This window comes from Propionibacterium sp., from assembly GCF_047719395.1.
Taxonomy (GTDB): domain Bacteria; phylum Actinomycetota; class Actinomycetes; order Propionibacteriales; family Propionibacteriaceae; genus Propionibacterium.
Genome location: NZ_JBDNTB010000031.1, coordinates 1 through 13,481, shown reverse-complemented (window position 1 = coordinate 13,481; position 13,481 = coordinate 1). Strand labels below are relative to the sequence as shown.

General features: G+C 65.6%; 10 protein-coding genes. 9 read left to right on the top strand and 1 reads right to left on the bottom strand.

All coding sequences use genetic code 11. The features are described from left to right. The first annotated feature begins 156 nt into the window (after positions 1–156). A complete protein-coding gene (locus ABF648_RS06975; RefSeq protein ID WP_415631579.1) occupies positions 157–498 on the top strand; it encodes a CBU_0592 family membrane protein in 342 nt (113 codons plus the stop codon). Between the two features lie 143 nt (positions 499–641). Here ABF648_RS06975 and ABF648_RS06970 read toward each other — a convergent pair whose 3' ends face one another. Next, complete coding sequence (locus ABF648_RS06970) at positions 642–1,283, bottom strand: TIGR03085 family metal-binding protein (protein WP_415631578.1); 642 nt, start codon at positions 1,281–1,283, stop codon at positions 642–644. A gap of 97 nt (positions 1,284–1,380) precedes the next feature. Between ABF648_RS06970 and hisI the strand changes: the two genes are divergently transcribed. Genes hisI through ABF648_RS06930 form a run of 8 tightly spaced genes read left to right on the top strand, consistent with a single transcriptional unit; the run spans position 1,381 to position 13,327 of the window. Beyond that, a complete protein-coding gene (gene hisI, locus ABF648_RS06965) occupies positions 1,381–1,767 on the top strand; it encodes a phosphoribosyl-AMP cyclohydrolase (protein ID WP_415631577.1) in 387 nt (128 codons plus the stop codon). Continuing rightward, positions 1,764–3,392 carry an anthranilate synthase component I gene (locus tag ABF648_RS06960; protein ID WP_415631576.1) on the top strand — a complete coding sequence of 543 codons (1,629 nt, stop codon included), beginning with the start codon at positions 1,764–1,766 and terminating at the stop codon, positions 3,390–3,392. The genes hisI and ABF648_RS06960 overlap by 4 nt, the downstream gene beginning before the upstream one ends. Beyond that, complete coding sequence (gene trpC / locus ABF648_RS06955) at positions 3,389–4,204, top strand: indole-3-glycerol phosphate synthase TrpC (RefSeq protein ID WP_415631575.1); 816 nt, start codon at positions 3,389–3,391, stop codon at positions 4,202–4,204. The genes ABF648_RS06960 and trpC overlap by 4 nt, the downstream gene beginning before the upstream one ends. Before the next feature lie 60 nt (positions 4,205–4,264). After that, positions 4,265–5,521, top strand: a complete 1,257-nt coding sequence (gene trpB / locus ABF648_RS06950) for a tryptophan synthase subunit beta (protein ID WP_415631574.1) — start codon at positions 4,265–4,267, stop codon at positions 5,519–5,521. Continuing rightward, positions 5,518–6,414, top strand: coding sequence for a tryptophan synthase subunit alpha (gene trpA, locus ABF648_RS06945; RefSeq protein ID WP_415631573.1), 897 nt, complete (start codon positions 5,518–5,520; stop codon positions 6,412–6,414). Before trpB ends, trpA begins: the two co-directional genes overlap by 4 nt. Next, on the top strand, positions 6,411–7,316 hold the full coding sequence (gene lgt, locus ABF648_RS06940; RefSeq protein ID WP_415631572.1) for a prolipoprotein diacylglyceryl transferase: 906 nt from the start codon (positions 6,411–6,413) through the stop codon (positions 7,314–7,316). Before trpA ends, lgt begins: the two co-directional genes overlap by 4 nt. A gap of 37 nt (positions 7,317–7,353) precedes the next feature. After that, positions 7,354–11,862: a glutamate synthase large subunit gene (gltB, locus tag ABF648_RS06935; RefSeq protein WP_415631571.1), complete on the top strand. Its 4,509-nt coding sequence runs from the start codon at positions 7,354–7,356 to the stop codon at positions 11,860–11,862. Then, positions 11,855–13,327: a glutamate synthase subunit beta gene (locus ABF648_RS06930; RefSeq protein ID WP_415631570.1), complete on the top strand. Its 1,473-nt coding sequence runs from the start codon at positions 11,855–11,857 to the stop codon at positions 13,325–13,327. The genes gltB and ABF648_RS06930 overlap by 8 nt, the downstream gene beginning before the upstream one ends. Positions 13,328–13,481 lie beyond the last annotated feature (154 nt).

Below are 13,481 nucleotides of genomic sequence, written 5' to 3'. Positions count from 1 at the left end.
CCGTAAACGCCGCGTGGCAGGAGGGTGCCCGAGAATTTCAGAAATAATTCATCAAGAGTGAAGACGTGTAAGTGAAAGGCCAACTGAACTTGTTCAGTAGAACTGTATGTACTGTGAAGAAAGATTCGATTGAACTTCATTGTTTGAGTGACCAACATGGTCGTCGTGCAAGGGATGACGACGATGATCACGATGGTTCTGGGATACCTCGGGGCAGCGGGGACGGTGGCCGCCTACTGCCTGGTTTCGGGCAAGCGGATCCGCCCGGACTCGCTGCGCTTCCACGCGCTCAACATGATCAGCTGCCTGTTCCTGGCGATTGCCTGCATCACCACCAGAGCGTGGCCGTCGCTCATCACGAACTCGATCTTCCTGCTCGTCGGGTTGCACATGGTGTGGCAGCTGCGGGACCGTGTGATCGCGAGGCTCCACCACATTCACGCGGGCCAGGTGCGCAACCCCGAGAATCGGGCCCGCACCGAGGTGAATGGCCTGTGAGGTCCTCCGTTGCCCAGATGACACCCTCGGAACTGCTGGAGGCTCGGTAGCCACTGGAATGGAAGCAGGCCTGTCGGATTGCCGTGCGGGCACGGCGAGAGCATCCACCCGGGCCTGCCGGCCCGAACGTGCGACAGAGATTCTCAGAAGCCCCGGGCCATTCGTTTCACGGCCTCGACGGGCTCGGGATCACCGATGAAATCCACCGCGGCCCTGCGTCCGTAACACCACAGCACCAGCTCGCCGGGAGTCCCCGTGATGGTGACGATCTGGTCACCCGGGCGCACAGCCACCGATTCGGCGGGATCCACGTCGGTGCGCTCCAGCCGCAGGCCGACCGGGCTCTTGCGCGCCAGGAACTTCGCCGACAGACGCAGGCGCTGCCACAGCTCGTCGCTCAGCCCAGGGCCGGGCAGTTCGCTGGCCGACCAGCCCTCCTGCGCGCGATGCACGTCCTCGTAGTGCACGAAGAACTCGATTCCATTGGCCATCCGGTCGAGTCCCGGGATGCCCATGGGCGACCAGGACCTGGGACCATGGGCGAAGGCATCCACCACACCCAGATATCCGAGGCTGGCCAATGCCTTGTCCATCCGTGCCCTGGTGAGGCCGGCAAGCGGCGGAATGATGATGCCCGGAGAGCCCATCGGATCGTTCTCGCGGACATACAGGTGCGCTGCCAGATCGGCACAGGTCCAGCCCTCGCACAGGGTGGGTGCGTCAGGGTCGGTGTGTTCGAGGATCGTGGCCAGCGCCTCGCGGTAGGTGTGCGCAAGAGTCGTCATGATGACACTGTAGGGACGCATGTCGAGGACGGGGCGCATCAGGCACCGCAGGCAGGGAGTTGGCGTGTCGGTTTGCCGATGCGAGACAATGGGCATCATGTCTGTCGTTTCACCCCACTGTGAACTGCCTGCCGAGGTTGCTGCACGTCTCAAGCGCAACCCTGTCGGCCTGGTTCCGGCCATCGCCCAGGACATCACCAGCGGACGGGTGCTCATGATGGCGTGGATGAACGACGAGTCCCTGGCGCTCACCCTGTCCACCGGCAAGGCGACCTATTGGTCCCGCTCACGCCAGGAGCTGTGGATCAAAGGAGAAACCAGCGGACACACCCAGCATGTGCGCGAGGTGAGTATCGACTGCGACGGGGACACCATCCTGTTGCTGGTTGACCAGGTGGGAGGCGCCTGCCACACAGGCGCCGAGAGCTGCTTCGATGCGGGCGGGACGCTGCCGATGAGCGTCCACGAGGGAGAAGACGAGTGAATTCAGCACTGCGCATCGAACCGAGTTTGGAGGAGTTCCGCGAGCAGGCAGCACGACGCAGGGTGATCGGAGTGCACGTGCGGCTGCGGGCCGACGACCTCACCCCCATCGCGCTCTACGCCCAGCTCGCCGATGACGCTCCCGGCAGCTTCCTGTTCGAATCGGTCGAACAGGGCACCAGGTCGCGCTGGTCCTTCGTCGGTGTCAACTGCCCTTCCACGCTGGTGGGCCGCGGGCTGGAGGGCGAATGGATCGGACGTCCGCTGGCGGGACTTCCGCGCACCGGGCGGCCGCTTGAACTGCTGGCCTCGGTGCTCGGCGAGCTCGGCACTCCTGCCGATCCTGATCTGCCTCCGTTCAGTTCGGGAATGGTGGGCTATCTCGGCTACGACGTGATGCGAGAGCTGGAGCCGACCCTGGGGGAGCAGAACCCCGATGACCTCGGGGTGCCAGACATGGTGATGATGCTCGCCGGTGACGTCGCCGTGCTCGACCACCATTGCAGCGAGGTCTGGCTGATCGCCAATGCCATCAACTTCGACGCCTCACCGGAGCGCATCGACGATGCCTATCACGATGCGGTGCGGCGGGTGAGGGCCATGGTCGCCAAGCTCGCCCAGCCCCGCAAGGCGCTGCTGGCCAGCTGCGAGGGCGAGGTGCCACTGGACATCCACGACCAGCTTGCGCAGGGTCAGTTCGAGACGATGGTGGACAAGGCCAAGGGTCACATCGTGGCCGGCGACATCTTCCAGGTGGTGCCCTCCCAGCGCTTCGACGTGCCGGTGGATGTCTCGTCCTTCGACATCTACCGCGAACTGAGGGTCACCAATCCGAGTCCCTATCTGTTCCTGTTGCGGTTGCCCGGTTTCGATCTGGTGGGCTCGTCCCCTGAGGCACTGGTCACGATCAAGGACGGCGTGGCCACCACGCATCCGATCGCCGGCACGCGGCCCCGTGGCCAGACCGCCGCCGAGGACAAGCGCCTTGAGGACGAGCTGCTCGCCGACGAGAAGGAACGCGCCGAGCACCTCATGCTCGTCGACCTGGGGCGAAACGATCTGGGCAGGGTGTGCGTGCCCGGCACCGTCACGGTGACCCAGTTCATGCACGTCGGGCGCTACTCCCACGTGATGCACCTGGAAGCCGGTGTGACCGGCGAGGTCACGCCGGGGCGCACTGCATTGGATGTGACGATGGCCTGCTTCCCGGCCGGCACGCTGTCCGGCGCGCCGAAGCTGCGTGCCATGCAGATCATCGACGACCTGGAACCGGTCCGCCGGGGTCCCTATGGGGGAGTGGTCGGCTACTTCGACTTCGCGGGCAATGCCGACGCCGCGATCACCATCCGCACCGCCCTGGTCAAGGACGGCGTCGCGCACATCCAGGCGGGCGCAGGCATCGTCGCGGACTCGGTGCCGCGCAACGAGGACGAGGAGGCCCACAACAAGGCTGCCGCGCTCATCACCGCGCTGGGGCGCGCCGAGGCCGCCCGCCCGATCTGCACCGAGGACTGTGGCTGCGCCGATGATTCTCTGTGCCCCCATGACACGGAGAAGTCTGGGGAATCCGGGAGCGCGCAGAACGATGTGGCGACGTCACTGGTCGCTGGAGGAGGACTTTCATGAGCACCGTGCTCGACGACATCATCAAGGGCGTCCGCATCGACATGGCGGCCAGGATGGTGAAGACCGCGCCCAGTGCACTGGAAGCCCGGATCGCCGGCCTCGGCCCCACAATCGACCCCAGACCCGCCTTCCGCGCTGACCCGATCTCGATCATCGCCGAGGTCAAGCGATCCTCACCGTCCAAAGGCCACCTGGCCGATGTCACCGACCCCGCCGAGATCGCCTGGGCCTACCAGGAAGGTGGTGCCTCGGCGATCTCTGTGCTCACCGAGCAGCGCCGCTTCCACGGCACGCTGGACGACCTGGCCGCCGTGCGGGCGAAGGTGAGCATCCCGGTACTGCGCAAAGACTTCGTCGTCGACCCGTACCAGGTGCTCGAAGCACGTGCATGGGGGGCCGATCTCGTGCTGCTCATCGTCGCGGCACTGGATGACAGGCAATTGCACGAGCTCAACTCTCTGGCGCTGGATCTCGGTCTGCTGCCACTGGTCGAGGTGCATACACCGGAGGAGACCCGTCGAGCCGTCGACCTGGGCGCCGAGCTGATCGGCGTGAACAACAGGAATCTGAAGACCCTCGAGGTGGACCTGGCGCAGTTTGAACGGCTGCGTCCGTTGGTGCCAGACGACAGGATTGCGGTCGCCGAATCGGGTATCACCGGCCCGCAGGACGTGGCCAGGGTGCGCGCAGCCGGTGCCGATGTTGCGCTGATCGGCGAGGCACTGGTGACCAGCGGTGATCCGCGCACTTCAGTGCGCACCATGATCCAGGTGTCCGAGGACATCCAGGTTTCCGCGCCGGTTGCGCAGTGAGCCAGCTGCGACATGGGCGGGCAATACAGGCATGATTCAGGCAACACACAGGGGAGAGCGATGACGCAGACCACATCGGAGCATGTGCCGGACGATCTCGGGCACTTCGCGAAATTCGGCGGGCAGTTCGTGCCGGAGGCGCTCAAGGCTGCTCTGGGCGAACTCACCGAGGCCTATGAGGCTGCACTGGCCGATCCGAGCTTCGCCGCGGACTACGACGACCTGCAGGTGAACTACACCGGGCGTCCCTCACCCATCACCGAGGCGAAGAACTACAGCGAGCGCTACTGCGGCGGTGCGCGAATCCTGCTCAAGCGCGAGGACCTCAACCACACCGGAAGCCATAAGATCAACAATGTGCTGGGTCAGGGCCTGCTCACCAAGCGGATGGGCAAGCAGCGCGTGATCGCCGAGACCGGCGCGGGACAGCACGGTGTCGCGACAGCCACCATCGCTGCGCTGATGGGTTTCGAGTGCCGCGTGTACATGGGCAGGGTCGACACCGACCGGCAGGCGCTCAATGTGGCGCGCATGCAGCTGCTGGGCGCCGAAGTGATCGCCGTCGAGGCCGGCTCCGCCACCCTCAAGGACGCCATGAACGAGGCGATGCGCGACTGGGTGACCAATGTGGCCACCACGCACTACCTGATCGGCACCGCATCGGGCCCGCATCCCTTCCCGATGATGGTCAAGCATTTCCAGTCGATCATCTCCAAGGAGTCGCGGGCCCAGATGTTGCAGCGTTTCGGGCAGCTGCCCGACGCCGTGTGCGCCTGCGTCGGCGGGGGATCCAATGCGATTGGTTCATTCGCCGCCTACATCGACGATCCCGAGGTGGGCCTGTACGGCTACGAGGCAGGCGGCTGCGGAATCGAGACCGGTGAGCACGCGGCGTCCATCAACGGTGGTTCGGTCGGTGTGCTGCACGGCACCCGCACCTATGTACTGCAGGACGACGACGGGCAGACCATGGAGTCGCATTCGATCTCAGCAGGCCTGGACTACCCGGGGGTGGGGCCCGAGCACGCCTATCTGGCCTCCACAGGGCGCGCGCACTACGAGCCCGTGACCGATGCCGAGGCCATGGAGGCCCTCGACCGGCTGACCCGATGCGAGGGCATCATGCCGGCCATCGAATCGGCGCACGCGCTGGCAGGCGCCGAGCGGTTGGCGAAGCGGATGCTGGCCGAGAACCCGGATCACCGTCCGACACTGCTGGTGACCATCTCGGGTCGCGGCGACAAGGACGCGGACACAGCAATGAAGTACTTCGGCGTGCACGGCACCGTCGATGCGACCACCGGGAGCGTGGCATGAGCGTGCTCGATCTGACAAGCACTTTTACCGACCAGGCGCGGCTGGGTATCTCCGGGAGGACGGTGGCCGCAGCACGGGCCGAGAACCGTCCCGCATTGGTGGGCTATCTGCCCGTCGGCTACCCAGATGTGCCCGGTTCGATTGCGGCGATGGTTGCCCTCACCCAGGGCTCGCAGGGTGCTGGCGTCGATGCTGTCGAGATCGGTATGCCCTACTCCGACCCCATGATGGACGGTCTGGCCATCCAGCGCGCCACCACCAAGGCACTGGCCAGGGGAGTGCGCACCCGCGACGTGTTCAGCGCCGTCGAGGCCGTCGCGCACACCGGTGCCACACCGCTGGTGATGATCTACTGGAATCTGGTGGAGCACTACGGTTCCCACGGGCGCGAGACAGACCCGCAGGAGTCTGTGCGCCACTTCGCCCGCGATCTGGCCAATGCCGGCGGCGCAGGTCTGATCACTCCTGACCTCACCCCTGACGACGCGGCACTGTGGACCAGCGCGTCCGATGAGTTCGGGCTCGACAGGGTCTACCTGGTGGCTCCTTCGTCCACCGACGAGAGGATCGCTGAAACCACCGCTGCCTGCCGCGGCTGGGTCTATGCGACCTCCGTGATGGGCGTCACGGGTGCCCGCTCGCACACCTCCTCGGCTGCTCCTGTACTGGTCGAGAAGGTCCGAAGCATCGCCCCCGATCTCCCGGTGGGCGTCGGACTGGGCGTGTCCGACGGCGAGCAGGCGGCCGAGGTCGGCTCCTTCGCCGATCTGGTCATCGTCGGTTCCGCACTGGTGAAGCGTTTGCTGGAGGCCGAGGACAGCGGTTCTGGCGGACTGGACGGGCTGCGCGCCACTGTGGACGATCTTGCTGCCGGGGTGAGGGCCGCGCGGTGACGCCGCTGTTTCTGCCCAGCCCCCCGATCAGCTCCTTCCAGGTCGGCCCAGTCACCATCCACATCTATGCGCTGTGCATGCTCACCGGCATCGTGGTGGCCTGGATCCTCTCCTCGCGCCGTTTCGTCGCCAAGGGGGGCACGCCCGAACTCTTCGACTCGCTGGCGCTGTGGTCGGTGGTCATCGGCATCATCGGTGCGCGCCTGTACCACGTGATCACCGATCCGGAGCTTTACTTCGCGGCCGGACGCAATCCGATCGACGCCTTCAAGATCTGGAACGGCGGGCTCGGCATCTGGGGTGCGGTGGCCGCAGGCGCCATCGCCGCTCTGGTCTGGTGCCGTCGTCATGGGGTGCGCTTCGGTGTGGTGGCCGACTGTGTCGCACCTGCCCTCTTGTTCGCCCAGGCCATCGGGCGACTGGGCAACTGGTTCAACCAGGAGCTGTTCGGCCGTCCGACCACTCTGCGTTGGGGGCTGCTCATCGACCCCCAGCACCGGCCCCCCGGCTACGAGCAGTACGCCACCTTCCAGCCGACCTTCCTCTATGAACTGATCTGGTGCACGATCGGCGGATTCCTGCTGCTGTGGCTGAGCCGGCGTTTCGCCCTGGGCGGCGGAAAGCTGTTCACCGTCTATGTCATGTACTACTGCTTCGGTCGCTTCTTCATCGAATCTTTGCGCATCGATCCTGCGAACCACTTGGGCGGGATGCGGCTCAACGACTACACTTCAGCAGGCGTCTTTGTGGTGGCCACGCTGGTCCTCATCTGGCAGCTGTGGCACCACCCCGGAAAGCCCACGTCGATATGGCGTGACGGTCGCCCTGCAGAGTCCGGAATACAAGACGATCTGTCCATCACTCGAGATGGATCAACAACTGTGCCTGATGCCGACGAGTAGAATCCGGGCCTGGTCGGCTGGACAGAAGGAGATAGACATGGCGCTTCCGCAAAGGCAGGGTCTGTACGACCCGGCTTTCGAGCATGACTCCTGTGGCGTGGCATTCGTCACGAGGCTCGACGGTGTAGCGGACCATGCGACGGTGGAACAAGGTATCGAGGCACTGCGCAATCTCGATCATCGCGGCGCCACCGGCGCCGATGAGGCCGCTGGCGACGGTGCTGGCATCCTCCTGCAGATCCCCGATGCATTCTTCCGTTCCCAGGTAGACTTCGCCCTGCCCCCGCAGGGTCACTACGCAGCCGGAATGGCCTTCCTCCCCCAGGACGAGGAAGAGCGTGAGATGGCCAAGATCTCCATCGAGAAGATTGCCATCGAAGAGCGCCTCAAGGTGCTCGGCTGGCGCGATGTGCCGGTGAACGTGGACACGCTCAGCCCCATCTCGCTGGGTGCCATGCCCTACATGTCCCAGCTGTTCCTGTGCGCCCGCGAGGAGGCGTCCGGCATCGAGCTCGACCGCTTGGTCTACCTGGTCCGCCGTCGGGCAGAGAAGCAGACCGGCACCTACTTCGCCTCGCTGAGCTGTCGCACCATCGTCTACAAGGGCATGCTCACCACCAACCAGCTCGAAGAGGTCTACCCCGAGCTGCACGACCAGTCCATGTCCTCGGCGCTGGCACTGGTGCACTCCCGGTTCAGCACCAACACCTTCCCGAGCTGGCAGCTGGCCCATCCGTACCGGCTGATCGCCCACAACGGCGAGTTCAACACGATCAAGGGAAATCGCAATTGGATGCGTGCCCGCGAGGCGCTCATCAAGACCGACCTGATCCCCGGGGACCTGGATCAGATCTTCCCGATCTGCACCCCCGACGGTTCCGACTCGGCCAGCTTCGACGAGGTGCTGGAGCTGCTGTACCTGTCCGGGCGCTCGCTTCCGCACGCCGTGCTGATGATGATTCCCGAGGCCTGGCAGCACAACGACGACATGCCCCAGTCCCACAAGGACTTCTACTCCTACCACGCGAGCCTCATGGAGCCTTGGGACGGCCCGGCCTGCGTGACCTTCACCGATGGCACGCTGATCGGCGCCACGCTGGACCGCAATGGTCTGCGGCCGGCCCGCTACTGGGTCACCGATGATCGCGTGATCTTCGCCTCCGAGGCGGGCGTGCTGCCCGTCGATCCTGCCGAGGTGCGCTCCAAGGGACGCCTGCAGCCCGGCAAGATGCTGCTGGTCGACCTCGCCCGGCACACGGTCGTCGACGACCAGCAGGTCAAGGACTATCTCGCCGCCGAGCACCCCTATGGCGAATGGCTCAAGGAGGGTCTGGTCGACATCTCCGACCTGCCCGAGCGCACCCACATCGTGCACTCGCACTTCTCGGTGACCAGGCGCCAGGAGATCTTCGGCTACACCCATGAGCAGCTGCGCCGGATCATCGCCCCGATGGCCAACACCGGCAAGGATGTCCTGGGGTCGATGGGTAACGACACGCCGCTGGCGGTGCTCTCCAACCGCCCGAAGAATCTGTTCGACTTCTTCACCCAGCAGTTCGCCCAGGTGACCAATCCTCCGCTGGATGCGATCCGCGAGGAACTCGTCACCTCGCTTGAGGGGCGCATGGGGCCGGAGAGCAATCTTCTCGAGCCCGGGCCCGAGAGTTGCGACCAGCTGGTGATTCCCTACCCGATCATCAACTCCGAGGAACTGGCGAAGATCGTCCACCTCGGTGAGAAGGCCGATCACACCGGCGGCGAGACCTATGTCGTGCGCGGGATCTACGACGTGCACGGCGGCGTGGAGGCACTGCGGGCGCGCCTGGAGGAGATTCGCGAAGAGGTCAGTGAGGCCATCGAGAACGGCGCCCACGTCATCGTGCTGTCCGATCGGCACGCGAACGCCGAGCTGGCGCCCATTCCCTCGTTGCTGCTCACCAGTGCCGTGCACCAGCACCTGGTCTATCTGCGTCAGCGTTCCCGTATCGGGCTTGTCGTCGAGGCCGGTGATGTGCGCGAGGTGCACCACGCCGCGCTGCTGTTCGCCTATGGCGCCGCCTGCATCAACCCCTACCTGCTCTTCGAGTCCGCCGAGGACATGGCCCGCCACGAGCTGTACGTGTCGGTCAGCCCCGAGCAGGCCATCTCCAATGTGTCCATGGCACTGGGGCGGGGCGTGCTCACCATCATGAGCAAGATGGGCGTCTCGACGTTGGCGAGCTATCTCGGCGCGCAGATCTTCGAGGCCGTCGGGTTGAACCACGACTTCGTCAACGAGTTCTTCGCCGGCACCGCCAGCCGCATCGAAGGAATCGGGCTGGAGCAGGTTGCCGAGGAGGTGCGCCGTCACCACGAACGCGCCTACCCCGAGAACGGCACCGTGCTGCCGCACCGCACCCTGGAAGTCGGCGGCGACCTGCAGTGGCGTCGCGAGGGCGAGGACCATCTCTTCGATCCGCAAGCCGTCTTCCGTCTGCAGCAGGCCGCCCGGCGTGGTGACTACCTGCAGTTCAAGGAATACACCGAGCACGTCAACGACAACTCCTCGCGGCACATGACGCTGCGCTCGCTGCTGAAGCTCAAGCACGACCGCACACCGGTGCCCATCGAAGAGGTCGAGCCGGTCTCCGAGATCGTCAAGCGCTTCAGCACCGGCGCGATGAGCTACGGCTCCATCAGCCAGGAAGCCCACGAGACGATGGCCATCGCCATGAACCGGCTGCATGCCAGGTCAAACACCGGCGAGGGTGGCGAGGATCCGGCCAGGCTGCATGACCCCGAGCGGTGCTCGGCGATCAAGCAGGTGGCATCCGGTCGTTTCGGCGTGACCAGCGAGTATCTGTCCTATGCCACCGATCTGCAGATCAAGATGGCCCAGGGCGCCAAGCCCGGCGAGGGTGGCCACCTGCCCGGTACCAAGGTGTACCCGTGGATCGCGCGGGTGCGTCATGCCACCACCGGCGTCGGGCTGATCAGTCCGCCCCCGCACCACGACATCTACTCCATCGAGGATCTCAAGCAGTTGATCCACGACCTCAAGTGCGCCAATCCTGACGCCCGCGTCCATGTGAAGCTGGTGAGCGAGGTCGGCGTCGGCACTGTCGCCACCGGTGTGTCCAAGGCGAAAGCCGATGTGGTGCTCATCTCCGGCCAGGACGGCGGCACCGGCGCGGCACCGCTCACCTCGATCAAGCACGCTGGCGGCCCCTGGGAGCTCGGCCTGGCCGAGACCCAGCAGACCCTGCTGCTCAACGGCCTGCGGGACCGCATCGTCGTGCAGTGCGACGGCCAGCTCAAGACCGGACGCGATGTGATCATCGCGGCGCTGCTGGGTGCCGAGGAATTCGGCTTCGCCACCACGGCCCTGGTCACCATGGGCTGCGTCATGATGAGGGTCTGCCATCTGGACACCTGCCCGCAGGGCGTTGCCACGCAGAACCCCGACCTGCGCAAGGTCTTCGACGGCAAGCCGGAGTATGTGATCAACTTCATGCAGTTCATCGCCGAGGAGACCCGCGAACTGCTCGCCGAGCTCGGTTTCAGGAGCCTCGAGGAGGCCGTCGGCCACGTCGAGTGCCTGGACATGAATCCTGCGCTGGACCACTGGAAGGCCAAGGGCATCGATCTGTCCTCGGTGCTCTACCAGGTGGAGGTGCCTGAGGGCACCTCGTTGCACTGCACCAAGCAGCAGGACCACGAGCTGGCCGGCAGCCTGGATGAGAAGCTCATCGAGATCGCCCAGCCGGCACTCCTCGACGGCACCCACGTCAGTGCCGGTGTCGCGGTGCGCAATGTGGACCGCACGGTGGGTACCATGCTCGGGCATGCGGTGACGATGGCCACCGAGGGCAAGGGCCTTCCTGACGACACGATCGAGTTCACCTTCCGCGGAACGGCAGGGCAGAGCTTCGGTGCCTTCCTGCCGCGGGGTATCACGATGAACCTCATCGGCGACGCCAACGACTATCTCGGCAAGGGTCTGTCGGGCGGGCGCATCTCGGTGCGAGCACCGGAGAACTCCACCTTCGACCAGTCCTCCAACATCATCGCCGGCAATGTGATCTGCTACGGCGCCACGGGCGGCGAGGTCTTCCTGCGGGGTACCGTGGGGGAGCGCTTCTGCGTCCGCAACTCCGGTGCCACCGCAGTGGTCGAGGGCGTCGGCGATCATGGCTGCGAGTACATGACCGGTGGCGAGGCCCTGGTCATCGGGCCGACCGGGCGCAACTTCGCGGCTGGTATGTCTGGTGGTGTTGCGTGGGTGGTCGACCTGAACCGCAAGCTGCTGAACGGTTCCCTGGTTGACGCCACGAACATGTCCCCGCTCGACATGGAACGGGTGCGTCAGCTGCTCGCCCAGCACCTGGAACTCACCGGTTCCGAGGTGGCGAAGGCCCTGCTGGCCGATCCGAAACTTGAGAAGCGGCTGACCAAGATTGTGCCGCGCGGCTATGCACGCGTCCTCAAGGCGCGTGACGATGCTGCGGCACGAGGTGCCAGCGAGGAAGAGACGACGAGCGCGATGATGGAGGCTGCACGTGGCTGACTTCAAGGGGTTCATCAAGTACCCGCGTGAGGTGGCCGAACGCAGGCCTACCGACGAGCGGGTGGACGACTGGGTGGAGGTCTACCCGGGCGATCCCGGCAAGGCGGTACTGCCGATCATCCAGACCCAGGCTGCCCGCTGCATGGACTGCGGGATTCCGTTCTGCCACAACGGCTGCCCCCTGGGCAACCTCATCCCGGAGTGGAACGATCTCATCTACCGCGGTGAATGGCAGGTGGCTCTCGACAGGCTGCACGCCACCAACAACTTCCCGGAGTTCACCGGGCGGTTGTGCCCGGCACCCTGCGAGACGGCGTGCGTGGAGGGCATCCACCGCGATCCGGTGACCATCAAGAATGTCGAGGTCGCCATCGTCGACAAGGGCTGGGACGACCTGCGGGTCACCCCCCAGATGCCGAACTGGCACACCCTGAAGACTGTCGCCGTGGTGGGCTCGGGTCCCTCCGGACTCGCCGTGGCACAGCAGCTGACCCGCGCCGGTCACACCGTGGTCGTCTACGAGCGCCACGACGCAATCGGCGGCCTGATGCGCTACGGCATCCCGAACTTCAAGATGGAGAAGTCGGTGCTGGACCGCCGGCTGAAGCAGATGCGTCTTGAGGGCACCACCTTCAAGCCGAACACCAACATCGGCGTGGACCTCACCGGCGAACAGCTGCAGGAGCGTTTCGACGCCGTGGTGCTCGCCATCGGTTCGACCACCCCGCGCGATCTGCCGATCCCCGGGCGTGAGCTCTCCGGCATTCACCAGGCTGTGGAGTACCTCACCCAGGCGACCCATGCGCTGACCGAAGAGGTTCCCGACCAGATCACCGCGGAGGGCAAGGACGTCATCATCATCGGTGGCGGCGACACCTCCAACGACTGCCTGGGCACCGCGCTTCGCCAGGGCGCACGTTCGGTGACGCAGCTGGAGATCATGCCGCATCCGCCGGCGCTTCGACCCGACCGTCAGCCCTGGCCGACCTATCCGATGATCTACCGGGTTGCCAGCGCCAACGAGGAGGGCGGTGACCGGGTGTACTCGGCCAGCTCCAGCGAGTTCGTCGGCGATGAGAGCGGAGCCATCACCAGCGTGCGGCTGCACGACGTGAAGCGTTCCGCCGAGACCGGCCGCTTCGAGACCGTCGAGGGCACCGAGCGGGAGATGCCTGCCCAGTTGGTACTGCTGGCCATGGGTTTCACCGGCCCCCAGAAGGAGGGTCTGGTCACCGACCTCGGCCTCGAGCTCGACCAGCGCGGCAACATCAAGCGCAACGACGACTACGAGACCTCGGTGCCCGGCGTGTTCGCCTGCGGTGACGCGGGTCGCGGCCAGTCGCTGATCGTGTGGGCCATCGCTGAAGGACGCTCCTGCGCTGCCGGCGTGGACGCCTTCCTCAACGAGAAGCCCTCGCAGCTGCCTCGCCCGATCGGGCCGCAGGAACGCCAGCTGATGCTCTGAAAGAGTTCGCAGCTGATTTTCAGCGCTGAACAGCAACTGAGCCGGCCCCGCGGGGGGGGGGCCGGTGCGGTTGGTGGTGGCGCTCCGGGCGGGGGGGGGTGGGGGTGGTTGCGGGGTTTGGACGGGGGCGCCGGGTGGGTTGGCCGGCCCCCCC

What these genes read in the sequence shown, in the direction of transcription:
- trpB (WP_415631574.1), top strand. Translation starts at nt 4,265, where the DNA reads ATGACGCAGACCACATCGGAGCATGTGCCGGACGATCTCGGGCACTTC.
- ABF648_RS06970 (WP_415631578.1), bottom strand. Translation starts at nt 1,283, where the DNA reads ATGACGACTCTTGCGCACACCTACCGCGAGGCGCTGGCCACGATCCTC.
- trpC (WP_415631575.1), top strand. Translation starts at nt 3,389, where the DNA reads ATGAGCACCGTGCTCGACGACATCATCAAGGGCGTCCGCATCGACATG.
- gltB (WP_415631571.1), top strand. Translation starts at nt 7,354, where the DNA reads ATGGCGCTTCCGCAAAGGCAGGGTCTGTACGACCCGGCTTTCGAGCAT.
- ABF648_RS06975 (WP_415631579.1), top strand. Translation starts at nt 157, where the DNA reads ATGGTCGTCGTGCAAGGGATGACGACGATGATCACGATGGTTCTGGGA.
- hisI (WP_415631577.1), top strand. Translation starts at nt 1,381, where the DNA reads ATGTCTGTCGTTTCACCCCACTGTGAACTGCCTGCCGAGGTTGCTGCA.
- trpA (WP_415631573.1), top strand. Translation starts at nt 5,518, where the DNA reads ATGAGCGTGCTCGATCTGACAAGCACTTTTACCGACCAGGCGCGGCTG.